Origin of the sequence: Pseudomonas sp. PHC1 (assembly GCF_046487845.1) — a bacterium.
GTDB lineage: Bacteria > Pseudomonadota > Gammaproteobacteria > Pseudomonadales > Pseudomonadaceae > Aquipseudomonas > Aquipseudomonas sputi.
The window spans coordinates 216,750-231,013 of record NZ_JBJXHJ010000002.1 but is presented as its reverse complement, the minus strand read 5'-3'; the positions used below and the strand labels follow the sequence as shown (position 1 = coordinate 231,013).

Annotated in this window: 12 protein-coding genes and 1 riboswitch; of the genes, 6 read left to right on the top strand and 6 right to left on the bottom strand. The window is 61.5% G+C overall.

Translation table 11 applies throughout. From position 1 onward, the window contains the following. Window positions 1-163 precede the first annotated feature (163 nt). The 3 genes from ACKJSM_RS03580 (at window position 164) to ACKJSM_RS03570 (ending at window position 3,327) form a co-directional block, all read left to right on the top strand. Window positions 164-1,933, top strand: coding sequence for a flavin monoamine oxidase family protein (locus tag ACKJSM_RS03580; RefSeq protein WP_410236637.1), 1,770 nt, complete (start codon window positions 164-166; stop codon window positions 1,931-1,933). A 216-nt stretch (window positions 1,934-2,149) separates the two neighbouring features. After that, entirely contained in the window at window positions 2,150-2,701 is a 552-nt protein-coding gene (locus ACKJSM_RS03575) for a cytochrome b (RefSeq protein ID WP_236178851.1), read from the top strand. A 32-nt stretch (window positions 2,702-2,733) separates the two neighbouring features. Next, window positions 2,734-3,327, top strand: coding sequence for a YceI family protein (locus tag ACKJSM_RS03570; RefSeq protein WP_410236636.1), 594 nt, complete (start codon window positions 2,734-2,736; stop codon window positions 3,325-3,327). Window positions 3,328-3,465: 138 nt separating this feature from the next. Here the strand turns inward: ACKJSM_RS03570 and ACKJSM_RS03565 are convergent, their stop codons facing one another. The 4 genes from ACKJSM_RS03565 to ahcY all read right to left on the bottom strand — a co-directional run bounded on the left by ACKJSM_RS03565 (window position 3,466) and on the right by ahcY (window position 8,960). After that, entirely contained in the window at window positions 3,466-5,334 is a 1,869-nt protein-coding gene (locus ACKJSM_RS03565) for a DEAD/DEAH box helicase (RefSeq protein ID WP_236178852.1), read from the bottom strand. 222 nt (window positions 5,335-5,556) lie between these two features. Beyond that, window positions 5,557-6,369: a substrate-binding periplasmic protein gene (locus ACKJSM_RS03560; RefSeq protein WP_236178853.1), complete on the bottom strand. Its 813-nt coding sequence runs from the start codon at window positions 6,367-6,369 to the stop codon at window positions 5,557-5,559. Window positions 6,370-6,515: 146 nt separating this feature from the next. Next, window positions 6,516-7,361: a methylenetetrahydrofolate reductase [NAD(P)H] gene (gene metF, locus ACKJSM_RS03555; protein ID WP_236178854.1), complete on the bottom strand. Its 846-nt coding sequence runs from the start codon at window positions 7,359-7,361 to the stop codon at window positions 6,516-6,518. Window positions 7,362-7,550: 189 nt separating this feature from the next. Next, window positions 7,551-8,960 carry an adenosylhomocysteinase gene (gene ahcY / locus ACKJSM_RS03550; protein WP_039767963.1) on the bottom strand — a complete coding sequence of 470 codons (1,410 nt, stop codon included), beginning with the start codon at window positions 8,958-8,960 and terminating at the stop codon, window positions 7,551-7,553. Between the two features lie 23 nt (window positions 8,961-8,983). After that, window positions 8,984-9,082, bottom strand: a riboswitch (S-adenosyl-L-homocysteine riboswitch). 197 nt (window positions 9,083-9,279) lie between these two features. Between ahcY and ACKJSM_RS03545 the strand changes: the two genes are divergently transcribed. Then, the gene (locus tag ACKJSM_RS03545; RefSeq protein WP_011336338.1) at window positions 9,280-9,687 is read left to right on the top strand and encodes an acyl-CoA thioesterase; all 408 of its coding nucleotides are present in this window, start codon (window positions 9,280-9,282) and stop codon (window positions 9,685-9,687) included. A 73-nt stretch (window positions 9,688-9,760) separates the two neighbouring features. Continuing rightward, entirely contained in the window at window positions 9,761-10,648 is an 888-nt protein-coding gene (locus tag ACKJSM_RS03540) for a formate/nitrite transporter family protein (protein ID WP_410236635.1), read from the top strand. Here the strand turns inward: ACKJSM_RS03540 and ACKJSM_RS03535 are convergent, their stop codons facing one another. Continuing rightward, entirely contained in the window at window positions 10,649-11,914 is a 1,266-nt protein-coding gene (locus ACKJSM_RS03535) for a cation:proton antiporter (protein WP_236178857.1), read from the bottom strand. A gap of 103 nt (window positions 11,915-12,017) precedes the next feature. Then, window positions 12,018-13,187, bottom strand: a complete 1,170-nt coding sequence (locus ACKJSM_RS03530) for an MFS transporter (protein WP_410236634.1) — start codon at window positions 13,185-13,187, stop codon at window positions 12,018-12,020. A gap of 219 nt (window positions 13,188-13,406) precedes the next feature. Between ACKJSM_RS03530 and ACKJSM_RS03525 the strand changes: the two genes are divergently transcribed. Then, window positions 13,407-14,240, top strand: coding sequence for an EamA family transporter (locus tag ACKJSM_RS03525; protein ID WP_410236633.1), 834 nt, complete (start codon window positions 13,407-13,409; stop codon window positions 14,238-14,240). Window positions 14,241-14,264: the final 24 nt, after the last annotated feature.

Genomic DNA, 14,264 nt, shown 5'->3' with positions numbered 1-14,264 from the left:
AATGCGTCGCGCCGGGACAACCCATTGTGTCGAATGAGCTACTTTGTATGGGCCGAGAGACGTCGCTGGCGGCGTTTTGATGGCTGACGTATTCTTCGCGGTTCTTTGGGTCGTCTGACCCGTAAAGCTGCTTTTTCCTACGTGTATTTCCGGAGTTCGCTGAATGTCTGTCGGTTGGCTGCGCGCCTGTGCGCTGGTGGTGTTGGGGCTGTTCAGCGTTACGGCGCTGGCCAAGGATAAAACCGCGATCGTGATCGGCGGCGGGCTGTCGGGCCTGACGGCAGCTTACGAGCTGCAGAACAAAGGCTGGCAGGTCACACTGCTGGAAGCCAAACCGAGCCTGGGCGGTCGCTCGGGCATGGCCACCAGCGAGTGGATCGGCAATGACAAGACTCAACCGGTGCTGAACAAGTACGTTTCGACGTTCAAGCTGAGCACCACGCCGGCACCTGAGTTCGTACGTATCCCGGGTTACCTGATCGACGGCGAGTATTTCTCCGCCGCCGACCTGGCCACCAAACAGCCCGCCACGGCCGAAGCGCTTAAGCGCTACGAGAAAACCCGTGACGATCTGGCGCGTTCGATCGACGATCCGCAAAACCCGGCCGCGACCAACACCCTGCACGCCCTGGACCAGATCAACGTCTCGAGCTGGCTCGACAAGCAGAACCTGCCGGCCACCGCGCGTCAGTTGATCAACCAGGATATCCGCACCCACTACGATGAGCCTTCGCGCCTGTCGCTGCTGTACTTCGCGCAGCAGAGCCGGGTGTATCGCGGCGTGTCCGACCGTGACCTGCGTGCCTCGCGTCTGGTCGGTGGCAGTCCGGTACTGGCCCAGGCCTTCGTCAAACAGCTGAAAACCATCAAGACCAACTCGCCAGTATCGGCCATCACCCAGGACAAGGACGGCGTGACCGTCAAGGTCGGCAGCGTCGGCTACCAGGCCGATTACGTTGTGCTGGCGGTGCCGTTGCGCGCCCTCAACAAGATCCAGTTGACCCCGGCGCTGGACGCTCAGCACTTGGCCGCGATCAAAGGCACCAACTACGGCTGGCGCGACCAGATCATGCTGAAGTTCAAGACGCCTGTGTGGGAAAGCAAGGCGCGGATGTCCGGCGAGATCTACAGCAACACCGGCCTTGGCATGTTGTGGATCGAGCCGGCCCTGAAGGGCGGCGCCAACGTGGTGATCAATTTGTCCGGCGACAACGCCCGGGTGATGCAGGCCTTCGGCGACAAGCAGATGGTCGATCAGGTGCTGATTCGTCTGCACGCGTTTTATCCACAGGCCCGTGGCTCGTTCACCGGTTATGAAATCCGTCGCTACAGCACCGATCCATCGACCGGTGGTTCGTACCTGGCCTTCGGCCCTGGCCAGATCAGCAAATTCTGGCGCCTGTGGGAGCGTCCTTTGCAACGCGTAGCGTTTGCCGGCGAGCACACCGACACCTTGTACCCGGGCACCCTGGAAGGCGCACTGCGCACCGGCCAGCGTGCGGCCAGCCAGGTTGAAGACCTGGCGGCGGGCAAATCGTTTGAACCGGCCAAGGTCGGCCCGGCAGCGGCCACCGCCGCAGCGGCGGGTGCGGGTGCGGCAGTCGCGGCGAAGAAAGGCAACTTCTTCACCAACCTGTTCGGCGGTTCGGACGACGACAAGAAACCAGAGCCAGTGAAAGCGCCAGAGCCGGCACCCGCTCCAGCGCCTGCACCGACCCCGGCCCCTGCGCCAGCTCCGGTGGAAGCACCGAAGCCGGCAGCTCCGGTAAAAGCCGAGCCGGCGAAAAAAGCGGCAGCCAAGCCAGCAGCGAAGAAACCTGCGGCGAAGGCCGAGGCGAAAAAAGCCCCGGCCAAACCTGCAGCGAAAAAGGCTGAGCCGGCGAAGAAGCCAGCGGCCAAACCGGCGGCGAGCACCGAGACCAAAGCGCAGTAAGGCTTTGCGGTGAATGAAAAAGCGCGGCTTTCAGGCCGCGCTTTTTTTGCCCGTGATATTCACAACATCCCGCCACACGTTTGTCTTTAATCTTTCCTTAACTCCCCTGTTCAAGACTCTTGATCGTATTTCTCGATATTTCAAAGCAAAATTTTCCGCTTTAATTCGATAGATAACTCGCTAGTCTTGGTTCGCAGTTCTCACAGGATTTGGGCAATGCAGCTACGTAACTCTTCTTCGCGCTACGGTTGGGTCAGCATCTTCATGCACTGGGGTGTGGCGCTGGCAGTCTTCGGGCTGTTCGCGCTGGGCTTGTGGATGGTGGGGCTGGATTACTACAGCACCTGGCGCAAAGACGCGCCGGATCTGCACAAGAGCATCGGTCTGGTGCTGTTGGGTGTGATGGTGTTGCGGGTGTTGTGGCGTTTTGTCAGCCCACCGCCGCCAACGTTGCAAAGCTACAGCCGCATGACCCGCATCGGCGCCAGGTTCGGCCATGGGTTTCTGTACCTTGCGCTGTTCGCTGTGATGATTGCCGGTTACCTGATTTCCACCGCAGACGGTGTCGGGATCCCGGTGTTTGGCCTGTTTGAAGTTCCTGCACTGGTTTCCGGACTACCGGATCAGGCAGATACCGCCGGTGTGATTCATCTCTGGCTGGCATGGGCGCTGGTAATTTTTTCCGGCCTTCATGCGTTGGCAGCATTGAAGCACCACTTTATCGATCGTGATGCGACCCTGACACGAATGCTGGGACGCAAAGCCTGATGTTCAACCTCGACTCCAAAGGAAAACAAAGCATGTTGAAAAAGACTCTGGCCGCTCTGGCAATCGGCTCCGCCGTCCTGTCCGCCAACGTGATGGCCGCTGACTACGTGGTTGACAAAGAAGGCCAGCACGCCTTCGTCGACTTCAAGATCAGCCACCTCGGCTACAGCTACATCACCGGTACCTTCAAGGACATCAGCGGCAAGTTCAGCTTCGACGCCGCCAAGCCTGAAAACAGCAAGATCGAGTTCGACGTGAAAACCGCCAGCGTGTTCACCAACCACGCCGAGCGCGACAAGCACATCGCCAGCAAAGACTTCCTGGACGTGGGCAAATTCGCCGACGCCAAGTTCGTTTCCACCAGCGTCAAATCCACCGGCAAGAACGCCGCTGGCAAAGACACGGCTGACGTGACCGGCGACCTGACGCTGCACGGCGTGACCAAGCCGATCGTGGTCAAGGCTACGTTCCTGGGTGAAGGCAAGGATCCATGGGGCGGCTACCGTGCCGGCTTCGAAGGCACCACCAGCATCAAGCGCTCTGATTTCGGCAAGATGATGGATCTGGGCCCACAGTCCGACAACGTCGACCTGTACATCTCGTTTGAAGGTGTCAAAGCGAAGTAATTTTCGCCGGCCACACAAAACGCCCCCGGTCTTGCGGCCGGGGGCGTTTTTTATTGCCTGCAGAAACACTCATCTCGACAGGGCCCATAAAAATGCCCCGGTTTTCAGGCCGGGGCATTTTTCACTGCAGTCGAAAACTCAGCGATTGCGGGTCAACAAGGCCGGTTTTTCACCGCGTGGGCGGCTTGGCAGTTGATCCAGCTGCTCAGGCGTCGGGAAGCGGTCGGCTTTCGATTCCTTGTGCATGATCTTCGGCCCGCTGCTGCGCGGGTTCTGCACGGCCGGTTCAGCGCGTTGCTGATCGTCACGGGCCGGGCGGCGGTTGCGCGAGTTTTCGTCGCGACGACCCTGGCCGTCACGCGGTGCACCGTTGCGTGGGCCATTGCGTTTGCCTGGCGGGGTGCCGGTGCTCGAACCGTTGCTGTTACGCGGGCCGTTCTGGCGACCTTGCGACTGACCGCCGCGTGGTGCGCCCGAACCTGCGCCTTGCGCCGGAGCGCCTGGACGACGGTTGCGACCACCGGCCGGTGCCTGCTTCGGCACGTAATCGACACGGTTACCGAAGTTATCGATATCGTCGTCGAGGAACTCGTCCGGAGCACGGTCAGCAGCGGCGCGTGGCGGCTGGCTTGGCTGGCGCTGTTCGCGGGCCGGAGTGCCTTCACGCGGCTTTTGTTGACGGGCTGGACGCTCGCCACGTTCGCCGGCCGGTTTTTCCTTGCCCTTGTCTTTGCCTTTGTCTTTACGACCGCCGCCACCGCCGCCGCCATTCGGGCCGTCACCGCGTGGGCCGCGGGCATTGCGCGGGTTGCGCATGTCCGGACGTTCACGGGCTTCCGGCTTCTCGGCCTCGATGGTACTGGCATCGAAGCCCATCAGGTCGCCGTCGGCGATTTTCTGCTTGGTCATGCGTTCGATGCTTTTCAGCAGTTTTTCTTCGTCCGGCGCGACCAGCGAGATCGCCTCGCCCGAGCGACCGGCCCGGCCGGTACGGCCGATACGGTGCACGTAGTCTTCATCGACGTTCGGCAGTTCGAAGTTGACCACGTGTGGCAACTGGTCGATGTCCAGGCCACGGGCGGCGATGTCGGTGGCAACCAGGATGCGCACTTCACCGGCCTTGAAGTCGGCCAGGGCTTTGGTGCGGGCGTTCTGGCTCTTGTTGCCGTGGATCGCCACAGCCGGCAGGCCGTGTTTGTCCAGGTACTCGGCCAGACGGTTGGCGCCGTGCTTGGTGCGGGTGAACACCAGCACCTGTTCCCACGCGCCGGCGGTGATCAGGTGGGCCAGCAGCGCACGCTTGTGGCTGGCCGGCAGACGGAACACGCGTTGCTCGATGCGCTCGACCGTGGTGTTCGGCGGCGTCACTTCGATGCGTTCCGGGTTGTGCAGCAGCTTGCCGGCAAGGTCGGTGATGTCTTTGGAGAAGGTCGCCGAGAACAGCAGGTTCTGACGCTTGGCCGGCAGACGGGCGAGGACTTTCTTCACGTCGTGGACGAAGCCCATGTCGAGCATGCGGTCGGCTTCGTCGAGCACGAGGATTTCAACGTGGGACAGATCGACGCTGCCCTGGCCGCACAGGTCGAGCAGGCGACCCGGGCAGGCAACGAGGACGTCCACGCCACGGGACATGGCCTGAACCTGCGGGTTCATGCCGACGCCGCCGAAGATGCACGCGCTGACGAATTTCAGGTCGCGGGCGTAGATCTTGAAGCTGTCGTGGACCTGGGCCGCGAGTTCGCGGGTCGGCGTCAGGACCAGCACGCGCGGCTGGCGCGGGCCGTGGCGCTGGGATTTGTCCGGGTGGCCGTTGGGGAACAGCCGCTCCAGGATCGGAAGGGCGAAACCGCCGGTTTTACCAGTACCTGTCTGAGCCGCAACCATCAGGTCGCGACCTTGCAACACGGCGGGAATGGCCCGCTGTTGCACCGGAGTAGGCTCGGTATAGCCCGCATCTTCGATAGCGCGGACCAAAGCCTCGGAGAGACCGAGGGAAGCAAAGGACATGAGTAATCCTGTTTCAGTTAGGGCTTGGCCCAATGGGAGTCTTGCCTGGCGCGAATGGCGTTTAAGAGGACGCAATCCCGTCCGGTCCTGCTGCGGTTCCGAAGGCACGTCCGGAGCGCTCGCGCGGGCTGAAAAGCTGCGCTGTAGCGGGTCGGGAGGCCTGTTACGGTTCCGGGCGTCCGGGCGTGAGCCTGGCGGGAACGCCGGAGTATAACAGAGCAATCACTGCGCGCCGCTTTCCTGCTGCTCAACGGTTTTGCCGCTGGCGGTGGCGCTGCCCAGCGGCGTCGTCAGGGCCGGGGCCGCGCCGTAGCGGGCGCTGAGCTCGGCGTAGGCCGGCTCGCGCTTGAAACGCTTGAGTTCGGCGCCAAAGCGCTGCACCAGCAAATCCATCCCGGCATTGCGCCGCACGGCCAGAAACTGGCTCTGGCGGCTGATGACCGTGGGGTTTTCAGTGATCTTGTCGCGAATGCCCAGTTCATCGAGCAAATGCTGACCCACGCGGCGATCGGTGATCAGCAGGTCGATGCGCCCGCGCACCAGTTTGCCGAAGTTGGCTTCATGGGTCGGGGCCGGTTCGCGGGTGAACAACGTCGATTCGCGAAAATCGGAGCTGTACAGATAACCCGGTGAGGTGCCGATGGTCAGGCCCTTGAGGTCTTCCAGGCTGCGAAAAGGGTGCGGTCGCTCGTTGGCGTAAAACATCACGAACTCGACGTCCGACAGCGGTTCACTCGGGTAGAGCAGGGTGGCGTCGCGTTCATCGCTGTGGAAGATGTCCAGCGCGCCGTCGGCCTGGCCGGTTTCGAGCATCGACAGGCAGCGCTTCCATGGCAGGAACTGCCATTCGACTTCGATGCCCAGGCGCTTGAACACAATGGCGGTGGTTTCGTAGTCCAGTCCGAGGTTCTTGCCGTCTTGTTCATAGACGTACGGCGCCCACGGTTCGGTGACGATACGCAACTTCTCGCCCCGAGCGGCAAAGCTCAGGCAAGTAAAAACCAGCACGGCGAATAACTGCGTGATCAAAGGCATGGCTTGAGATTACGACGAGAAACGGCAAAGAGCCAGAAACTGGCCGCAGAAGCTCTGTTTCGGGCGTTAAAAGCAAAAGATCGCAGCGGCGAAAGCGCTGTAGGCGCGGTCGCGACTGCGATCTTCTGGTCCTGCAGTTACGTCTTTTAGCGCGGCAACTTCAGGTTGTTCCAGATCGCCAGGCTCGGTTCGGCCTGGTTCATGGAATAGAAGTGCAGGCCGGGTGCGCCGCCTTGCAGCAGGCGTTCGCACATTTCGCTGACGACCTGTTCGCCAAAGCGCTGAATGCTTTGAGTGTCATCACCGTAGGCTTCCAGCTGCTTGCGGATCCAGCGCGGGATTTCCGCACCGCAGGCGTCGGAGAAGCGCGCGAGTTTGCTGTAGTTGGTGATCGGCATGATCCCTGGCACGACCGGGATGTCCACGCCCAGCGCCTGCAAACGCTCGACAAAGTAGAAGTAACTGTCGGCGTTGAAGAAGTACTGGGTGATCGCGCTGTCGGCACCGGCACGGGCCTTGCGCACGAAGTTGGCCAGATCGTCCTCGTAGTTGCGCGCCTGCGGATGCATCTCCGGGTAGGCGGCGACTTCGATGTGGAAATGATTGCCGGTTTCTTCACGAATGAATTCAACCAGTTCATTGGCGTGACGCAGCTCGCCGCTGGTCATGCCCATGCCGGACGGCAGGTCGCCACGCAGGGCGACGATGCGCTTGATACCGGCAGCCTTGTATTCGTTCAGCAGGCCGCGCAAGTCGTCCTTGCTGTCGCCGACGCACGACAGGTGCGGAGCGGCGGGGATTTTGACTTCGCTTTCCAGCTGCAACACGGTGTTCAGCGTGCGGTCACGGGTCGAGCCGCCCGCGCCGTAGGTGCAGGAAAAGAAATCAGGGTTGTAGGTGGCCAACTGACGGGCAGTGGCGAGCAGTTTTTCATGCCCAGCATCGGTCTTGGTCGGGAAGAACTCGAAGCTGTAGCGACGGTCTTGGGACATGGAGGGGACCTCCAGCTACAAGCTGCAAGCTTCAAGCTGCAAGAGCAGCGGAGGTGCGCTGGTCTCTTGTGCCTGAAGCTTGCGGCCTGACACTGTTTTGACAAATAGGGGCAGAGCTTTCGGGCTTCGCGCGGCAAGCCTGGCTTGTGGCCCTGCTTGCCGCTTGAAGCTTGAAGCTCGCAGCTGCTCTTAGTAGCGGTAAGCGTGCGGCTTGAACGGGCCTTCGACGGTCACACCGATGTAGTCAGCCTGTTGCTTGGTCAGTTGAGTGACCACGCCGCCGAAGCCGCGAACCATTTCCAGGGCCACTTCTTCGTCGAGTTTCTTCGGCAGTACTTCAACGGTCAGGCGCTCGGCTTTCTGGGCTGGCGACAGGTCGGCGTATTTCTGGCCGAACAGGAAGATCTGCGCCAGCACCTGGTTGGCGAACGAACCGTCCATGATGCGGCTCGGGTGACCGGTGGCGTTGCCCAGGTTCACCAGACGGCCTTCGGCCAGCAGGATCAGGTAGTCGTCGTTCTGTGGGTCGAACGAGCCAGCACCGGTACGGTGGATCTTGTGTACCTGTGGCTTCACTTCTTCCCATGCCCAGTTCTTGCGCATGAAAGCGGTGTCGATTTCGTTGTCGAAGTGACCGATGTTGCAGACAACGGCGCGCTTTTTCAGGGCTTTGAGCATGTTCGCGTCGCAAACGTTGACGTTACCGGTGGTGGTCACGATCAGGTCGATCTTGCCCAGCAGCGCTTTGTCGATGCTTGCTTCGGTGCCGTCGTTGATACCGTCGATGAACGGCGAAACCAGTTCGAAACCGTCCATGCAAGCTTGCATGGCGCAGATCGGGTCGACTTCGGACACTTTGACGATCATGCCTTCCTGACGCAGGGACTGGGCCGAACCCTTGCCCACGTCACCGTAGCCGATGACCAGCGCTTGCTTGCCGGACAGCAGGTGGTCGGTGCCGCGCTTGATCGCATCGTTCAGGCTGTGACGGCAGCCATACTTGTTGTCGTTCTTGGACTTGGTCACCGAGTCGTTGACGTTGATGGCCGGGATTTTCAGCTCGCCCTTGGCCAGCATGTCCAGCAGACGGTGTACGCCGGTGGTGGTTTCTTCGGTCACGCCGTGAACGCGGTCCAGAACCTGTGGGTATTTCTTGTGCAGCAGCTCGGTCAGGTCGCCGCCGTCGTCGAGGATCATGTTGGCGTCCCATGGCTGGCCATCCTTCAGGATGGTCTGCTCCAGGCACCACTCGTACTCTTCTTCAGTCTCGCCTTTCCAGGCGAAAACCGGGATGCCGGCAGCGGCGATGGAAGCGGCGGCCTGGTCCTGAGTCGAGAAGATGTTGCAGGACGACCAGCGTACTTCGGCACCCAGGGCAACCAGGGTTTCGATCAGCACGGCGGTCTGAATGGTCATGTGGATGCAGCCGAGGATTTTTGCGCCTTTCAAAGGCTGCTCGGAAGCGTACTTGCGGCGCAGACCCATCAGGGCCGGCATTTCCGATTCGGCGATGATGGTTTCGCGACGGCCCCAGGCAGCGAGGGACATGTCGGCAACTTTGTAATCGTTAAAATCGGCAGGCGTGATAACAGCGCTCATGAAGAGCCTCCATTCGTAATGTATGCGAATGGGCGCCGTTGTGCGTTTAGTGTCCGGCGTGAGCCGGTCAACGCCCCATCCGAGCCTGACAGGTTGAACCTGCTGCAGCGCCCCTCGGACAGGTGGCGGGAAAACGGTAGCAAGTGAAGGTTACCGTTTTGAAACGGTGGCGATTATAGCCGTCTGGACTGATCTTCCAAAGGGTTTCTGTCGGCCAGATGAAGATCGCTTATCGCGACCATAGTAGAAGCCTGATGGAGCATGACCGCTCAGTCTGCCAAGATGGCGCCATCATTCGGCAAGACGCTCAGGAGTGAAGATGAATTTCCACACCCGCAAGTGGGTAAAACCCGAAGACCTCAACCCCAACGGCACCCTGTTCGGCGGCAGCCTGCTGCGCTGGATCGACGAAGAAGCCGCCATCTACGCCATCGTTCAACTGGGCAACCAGCGTGTGGTGACCAAGTACATTTCCGAGATCAATTTCGTCAGCGCCTCGCGCCAGGGCGACATCATCGAACTGGGCATCACCGCCACCGAGTTCGGTCGCACCTCGATCACCCTGACCTGCGAAGTGCGCAACAAGATCACCCGCAAGAGCATCCTGACCGTCGAGAAGATGGTCTTCGTCAACCTCGGCGAAGACGGCCTGCCGGCGCCGCACGGGCGAACCGAGATCAGATACGTCAAAGACCAGTTCAAGGATGACGTGCCCGTTACCGAGTAATCGCGTCACACCGGCGAACGGAAGCCGAGCGGCGCGTGTCGTAGCCTTATGACCCCGCCACCGGTTTCCCGCCATGACCACACCTACAGACGGCAAGACCCCCGACCTCTCGGCCAAGGAACAACACGAAGTCGAGAAAAACCAGCCGCCCCGCGCGGCGGTTCTGCATGAAATCATCCGCAAACAGGGCGACCAGGAACTGGAGCGCAGCATCGCCGCGCTGTGGTGGTCGGCGCTGGCAGCCGGGCTGACCATGGGCCTGTCGCTGATGGGCATGGGCCTGCTCAACTCGCGTCTGCCCGAGGGCGACGAATTCAAGGTGATTGCCAGTTTCGGCTACTGCGCAGGCTTTCTCGCGGTGATCCTCGCCCGCCAGCAACTGTTTACCGAAAACACCCTGACCGCTGTGCTCCCGGTGATGACGAAGCCGACCCTGGCCAATTTCGGCCGGCTGATCCGGCTCTGGACCGTGGTGCTGTTCGGCAACCTGTGCGGGACGATTCTGGTGGCGTACGTGATGCTCGAACTGCCGATCTTCGACAGCAAGACCGACTTGGCTTTCCTCGAAATCGGTCGCAAGGTCATGGAGAACCACGCCGGCCAGATGTTCGCCAAGGGCATCGTCTCGGGCTGGATGATCGCCACCATGGTCTGGATGATCCCGTCCATGGAGAGCGCAAAGATGTGGATCATCATCCTGATCACCTATTTCATGGCGCTGGGCGATTTCACGCACATCGTGGTGGGTTCGGCGGAGGTGTCGTATCTGGTGTTTGCCGGCGAGTTGCCGTGGAGTGATTTCTGGGCGGTGTTTGCCGGGCCGACGCTGGCGGGGAATATCATCGGCGGCAGTTTCATCTTTGCCCTGATCAGTCATGCGCAGATCCGCAGTGAAAGCGGCGCGCCGAAGGAGTCTGCGGATCAGGCCGGAAAGCCCGATCCGCAGTCGATCGAAAAATGATCAGTGGTGCGCGGGCTCGGCAGCGGTCGCCGGCTCATCGCGGGTTGCGTGCTTGACCAGTTTGCCGATGGTCAAGCCCTGCAACAGGATCGACGACAGCACCACGATGTAGGTGATGCTCAGCAACAGATCGCGCTCCGGGCCCAGCGGCAGGGCCAGGGCCAATGCCACCGAAACACCGCCGCGCAATCCGCCCCAGGTCAGGATCCGGATGGTGCCGCGTGGCACCGTGCGCCAGCGGCGCAGCAAGACAATGGCCGGGGCCACGGTGAGCAGGCGCGACAGCAGGATCGCCAGTGCCAGTAGACTCGCCGCCGCCACGTGCAGCCAGTTGAACGGTAGCAGCAACAGCTCCAGGCCGATCAATGCGAACAGCAGAGCGTTGAGCATGTCGTCGAGCAATTCCCAGAAACCGTCGAGGTATTTGCGGGTCATGTCGTTCATCGCCAGGTTGCGACCCAGGTTGCCGATGATCAGACCGGCGACCACCATCGCAATCGGCGCCGAGACGTGCAGTTCGGTGGCCATCGCCGAACCGCCGATCACCAGCGCCAGGGTCAGCATGACTTCGATCTGGTGTTGCTCGATGCTCTTGATCATCAGGTACACCAGATAACCGATCAGCCCGCCGAACAGCACACCGCCCACCGCTTCGTGGACGAACAGCATGGCCGTGGCACCGACGGTCGGGGTTTCGCCCAGTTGCGCGATGCCCAGCAACACGGTGAACACCACCACGGCGGTGCCATCGTTGAACAGCGATTCGCCGACGATGGTGGTTTTCAGCGGTTTCGAGGCATTGGCCGTACGCAACACACCGAGTACCGCAATCGGGTCGGTCGGGGAAATCAGCGCGCCGAACAACAGGCAGTAGAGAAAGCTCACGTGCCAGCCGAACAGGGCAAAAATGTAGTAGGCGAGGCTGCCGATCACGGCGGTGGCGATCAGTACGCCGAAGGTCGCCAGCAGGCCGATGGGCCAGCGGTAGCTGCGCAGGTCGTTCAGGTTCACGTGCAAGGCACCGGCGAACAGCAGGAACGAGAGCATCCAGTTCATCAGCAGATCACCGAAGTCGATCTGGCCGATCAGTTGCTGCACGCGCTCTTCCAGACCGGGGTAACCGAGCAGGCTCAAGCCTTGCAGCAACAGGGAAAACATCAGTGCGGTAACCATCACGCCGATGGTCGGAGGCAGGCCGATGAAGCGGAAATTGACGAAGGTGAGGAGGGTGGTGAGGCAGATGAAAGCGGCGACGAGTTCAAGCATCCGGGGTCCTTTGGATGGGGTGAGAAGACAGCGCGCCCATTCATGAGCGCAAGAGTTGGATGGGCTGACGCCGGGTGGGGACACAAACGTGTCCCCGGGAAAATCAGCCGGGCACATTGACCGCAGCGACACCGCGACGTTGCAGGTAGATGAAAAACAGCGCCGTCAGCACGGTCAGCACGCCCACCAGCGCGCCGGTCCAGGGCAAGTCCGCGAGGTCCGCGCCACTGGCTACCACCAGCCCGCCGATCCATGCGCCGGCAGCATTGCCGAGGTTGAAGGCGCTCTGGTTCAGGGTCGAACCGAGGTTCGGTGCTTCATGCGCCTGATCGATGATCAGCAGTTGCAGGATCGGGCACAGGGCGAAGGCAAAGATCCCCCACAGCACCAGCGTGATCGCCGCCGGAACCACCGAACGACTGGTCTGGCTGAACGCCGCCAGAATCACCACCACCGCCAGCGCCACACCCACCAGCGACGGCAGCAGGCGGCTGTCGGCCAGGCGCCCGCCGAGCATGCTGCCGCCGGTCAGGCCGACACCGAACAACAACAGCATCACTGTCACGCCGTGAGGGCTGACACCGGTGATGTCCTGCAGAATCGGCGCGATGTAGGTGAACACGCTTAACAGACTGGTGGACGCCAGCACGCTCATGCCCAGCGCCAGCAACACGTTGACCTTGCCCAGCACCTTGAACTCGCTGGCGAGGTTGGCCTTGTCCATCGGGATGTGTTTCGGCAGCCACAGCCATTGGGCGAGGGCGGCGATCACGCCGATCACCGAGACCGCCCAGAAGGTCGAGCGCCAGCCGGCGTACTGGCCGAGCGCGGTGCCCAGCGGTACGCCGAGGACGTTGGCCAGGGTCAGGCCGGTGAACATCATGGCAATCGCCTGCGCCCGTTTGTTCGGTGCGACCAGCCCGGCGGCCACCACCGAACCGATGCCGAAGAACGCCCCGTGGCACAGCGCGGTGACCACCCGCGCCGCCATCAGCGTCGCGTAGTTCGGTGCCAGTGCGCACAGCACGTTGCCGAGGATAAACATCAGCGTCATGCCCAGCAGCGTGGCCTTGCGCGGCATGTTGGCGGTGCCGATCGCCAGGATCGGCGCACCGAATACCACGCCCAGGGCATAGCCGGTGATCAACAGGCCGGCGTGGGGAATGCTCACCGCGAGGTCGCGGGCAACATCGGGCAGCAGGCCCATGATGACGAATTCAGTGGTGCCGATGCCGAAAGCGGCAACAGCGAGGGCAAGCAAGGCGAGTGGCATGCGCAAGGTCTCTGTCGGTAGTCTTGACGCTTTGATCAGGCATACGCAGGCCGGCAACCGGTCTCGGGCGAGAGCGGGGCAGGCAGGAATTATTGGAATTTATCTGTGCGCAACTGAGTGCGGCGTGGTCGCTTGCAGTATAAACAGCTGCTGACACATCGCGAATCAATAATCTGACTAATTGGCTCAGGCTCAACAACAAGAACAAAGGAGTGGCACGTGCTGGCGACAGCTCTGGTGTTGGTGGCGGCGCTGCTGCACGCGGCGTGGAACACGTTGATCAAGTTCAGCGCCGAACGGCTGCTGGTGGTGGCCTGCATGGACACCGTGGCGCTGTTGTTCGTGGCGCTGGCGTTGCCCTTCATCAGCCTGCCGCCGCCGGAAATCTGGCCGTGGATTCTGGCGTCGGCGGCGTTCGAGCTGCTCTATCGCTATCTGTTGATCCAGGCCTATCGGGTCGGCGATCTGGGGCTGGTCTATCCGTTGATGCGCGGATTGTCGCCGCTGGTGGTACTGGCGCTGACCCTGATCTTCGCCGGCGAAGTGCTGACCCCCCAGCAGATCTTCGGGATCCTGTTGATCCCGCTGGGCATGGCTTGTCTGCTCTGGCAGGGCGGCGGCGGGAAACACTTGCCGTGGTCGATGCTGCCGGTGGTGGCGCTGATCGGGTTGTGCATCGGTTGCTACACCTACATCGATGGCCAGGCGTTGCGGCGTTGGTCACATCCGCTGGACTACCTGGTCTGGGTCACGCTGCTCAGTGCCTGGCCGTTCCCGTTGCTGGCGTGGGTGGCCAAACGGCCGGCGTTCATGCTGTTCTGGCGCGAGCAATGGACGCTGGGACTGGCGGTCGGGTTCTGCGTGTTGTTCAGCTACGCTCTGGTGCTGTGGGCGATGCAGTTGGGCTCGATTGCCGAAGCAGCGGCGTTGCGTGAAATCAGTGTGATCCTGGTGGTGCTGTTCGGTATGCGTTACCTGAAAGAACCTTTCGGCCGGCCGCGGCTCTTAGCCTGTGGGCTGGTGCTGATCGGCATGCTGGTGATGAAGCTCTGACCGCCCGGAAACTCTAAAACTCGA